Annotated in this window: 3 protein-coding genes and 1 pseudogene; all 4 read left to right on the plus strand. The window is 58.7% G+C overall.

Annotated elements, in window-relative coordinates; translation table 11 throughout:
- On the plus strand, window positions 1-534 hold a 534-nt coding region (locus V6C07_RS01450; RefSeq protein ID WP_333534619.1), incomplete at its 5' end, for a Tim44 domain-containing protein.
- A 93-nt stretch (window positions 535-627) separates the two neighbouring features.
- The gene (locus V6C07_RS01455; RefSeq protein ID WP_333534620.1) at window positions 628-1,023 is read left to right on the plus strand and encodes a PaaI family thioesterase; all 396 of its coding nucleotides are present in this window, start codon (window positions 628-630) and stop codon (window positions 1,021-1,023) included.
- A 686-nt stretch (window positions 1,024-1,709) separates the two neighbouring features.
- On the plus strand, window positions 1,710-1,976 hold the full coding sequence (locus tag V6C07_RS01460) for a DksA/TraR family C4-type zinc finger protein (protein WP_333534621.1): 267 nt from the start codon (window positions 1,710-1,712) through the stop codon (window positions 1,974-1,976).
- Window positions 1,977-2,136: 160 nt separating this feature from the next.
- Window positions 2,137-2,567, plus strand: a pseudogene (locus V6C07_RS01465) (bifunctional folylpolyglutamate synthase/ dihydrofolate synthase); the annotation flags it as partial.

The following is a 2,567-nucleotide window of genomic DNA, read 5'->3' on the forward strand; positions in this document are numbered from 1 at the left end:
CAGGCTTCTGCTGCGGCGAGGGCTCACGGGCAACACTCCGATGCCTATAACGACCGCATGCAGGGAATGCAGCGCGAATCCACCGAAAGCAACGGGTGGGACGTGTTGCGCGGCAACAGCCAGGGTGCGGCAGCACAGGCGGCGGCCGGTCCCAACATACCCATGCCTGAGGGCTTTGATGCCGACGAGTTTTTGCGCGGAGCCAAAATGGCGTATACCCGCCTGCAAAACTCCTGGGACAAGCGCGATATGGACGATATCTCTCAGTTCACCAGTTCCGCGGTACAGCATGCCGTTCGCGAACAGATGGAAGCCGACCCCAACCCGAGCAATACCGAAATACTGCTGGTGAACGCCCAGTTGCTTGGTGTGGAAAATGAAGGCAACGAGCAATTCGCCCAGGTCTTTTTTGACGTGCTGATGCGCGAAAGCCCCGATCAACAGGCCCCGTCCACTGTGCGCGAAGTATGGCACTTCATGCGCCCGGTGCAGGGCGGCAGTTGGAAGCTGGACGGCATTCAGCAGGTAGAGTAACGTACCGATACCGCACTGGCGGATACACCTTATGTATACACTGTGCCGGAAGCCTTTGGCTTCCGGCTTGTTTTTGGCAACACTGGAGAATTTATGAAAAATTATGTCAAAAAGCACGACAAGCTCATGAAATATCTGCAAATGACCATTGAAAGCGCCAGTCCTGAATTCGCCCGCGTGACCATGCCCCTTACCGAAAACCACAGAAACGGCATGGGCTGCGCCCACGGCGGAGCCATTTTTGCCCTGGCGGACGTGGCCTTCGGCGCGGCAGCCAATGCGGGCAAAGACACGGGCGTGGTCAGCCTGTCCACCACCATCGAATTCCTGCGGCCCGGCAAAAGCGGCCCCCTGGCGGCCGAAGCGTATGTGGTTCGCCGTGGGCAACGCATACAAAGCTATGACATCAAGGTCTTTGACGGCTCCGGCGAACTTATCGCCAAATGCATGGCCGCAGGATACCAGACAGACATCCAACTGCCGGAATAGCACCTTCCGGACGCGCCATTTCCCGGCGGCTGCAACGGCAGCCCCGCCAACGAGGCGTAAGCGCAGACCGCTTGCGCCTTTGTCGTTTAGCGCAGATTAACTTTGAGAATATACATTCTCAAAGTTTAAGGCACGCTCACTTCGGCGTTTAACCGCGCAGATAAACTGCGCTTACGCCTCCGTAGCGAACGTCTGCTCACGCAGCCGGCAGAGCAATTTCAAAGTGAAATTGCTCTAGCGCAAGACGCAAACCGCACAAAAAATACCGGCCCGGCGCATATGCGTTCCGGGCATGACGCCCGAGGTGCCGGGCCGGACTTGCGCGTCTGCACCGGGCGCAGCGCACCATCTTTCAAAGGCTGCGCAACAGGGCAGCCAGCCTGCACTGTAAATTTAAACGGGCAGCTTAAACGCCTTCCGCCATATGCGACAGCTTCCATTTCCTTCCGGCCCATCGTATACTGCTGTCAGGCCGCCAAGTCAGTGCGGTCCACCAATGCCGCCATTCTGCCGCGCACAGCAACAAACTCAAACTGCAAACGACACCACGCCATTGCGGCCAAGACTGAAGCAGCCCCCAGTCACGCAGACATTCTGCCTGTGGGCGGCCTTAACGCATTTCGTGGCAGATATTGCCCGGCAAAACGCCTGCGCCCGGTACAGGCATCACCGGAAAGGAGAACGTCATGGCAAGCGGTTGGGCTGGCGACAGCGCCGTACAGGACCAGATTCAGGACTCCATCAATGATGAGGTTGCACGCGCCCGGCGTAATCTGCCCAAGGGCGAAAGCCTGACCCACTGCGAGGAATGCGGTGAGGAAATACCTCAGGCCCGGCGCGATGCCCTCCCCGGGGTGCGCCTTTGCATCGTCTGTCAGCAAGAGGCCGACAAGGAACAGCAGACCGTTGCTCTTTATAACCGGCGCGGCAGCAAGGACAGCCAACTACGGTAAACGAGCCTTTGCGGGGGGCGGCCACGATGCTTAACCGCGCAAGTAAATTGCGCTTGCATCTTTGCGGCGGGCGACTGCTCACGCAGCCGCCAGAGCAATTTCAAAGTGAAAGTGCTCTAAAACGCTGACAGTTGCGCGCCTTTGCGTTACCGTGCTGTGCATGAAGCACTTTTTCAGCGATTTTTCCCAGATTCAACGCCACCTTGACGGCCTGGGGCTTTTTCATATGGACATGGGCCTTGACCGCATGCGGCGCGCTCTGTCCCATCTCGGCCTTGATCGCCCGCCCTTTGTGACGGTGCAGATTCTGGGTACCAACGGCAAAGGCTCCACCGCGGCCTTTCTTTCATCCCTTTGCCGCGCCCACGGTCTGCGCACGGGCCTGTATACCTCGCCGCACTTTGTCAGCCCCACGGAACGCATCCGCATTGATGACCGCCCCTGGTCGCAAAACCTGTGGCCCGCCCAGGCTGACAAGATCATGAATGCCGTGCCGGAGCTGACCTATTTTGAATTTCTTACGGTGCTGGCCCTGCTGGCCTTCAGGCAGGAGCAGCTTGACGTGGCCGTGCTGGAAGCCGGGCTCGGCGG

The sequence above is a fragment of the Desulfovibrio sp. 1214_IL3152 genome (assembly GCF_036763055.1).
Taxonomy (GTDB): domain Bacteria; phylum Desulfobacterota; class Desulfovibrionia; order Desulfovibrionales; family Desulfovibrionaceae; genus Desulfovibrio.

Coding starts and splice junctions, on each gene's coding strand:
- V6C07_RS01455 (WP_333534620.1), top strand. CDS start 628: ATGAAAAATTATGTCAAAAAGCACGACAAGCTCATGAAATATCTGCAA.
- V6C07_RS01460 (WP_333534621.1), top strand. CDS start 1,710: ATGGCAAGCGGTTGGGCTGGCGACAGCGCCGTACAGGACCAGATTCAG.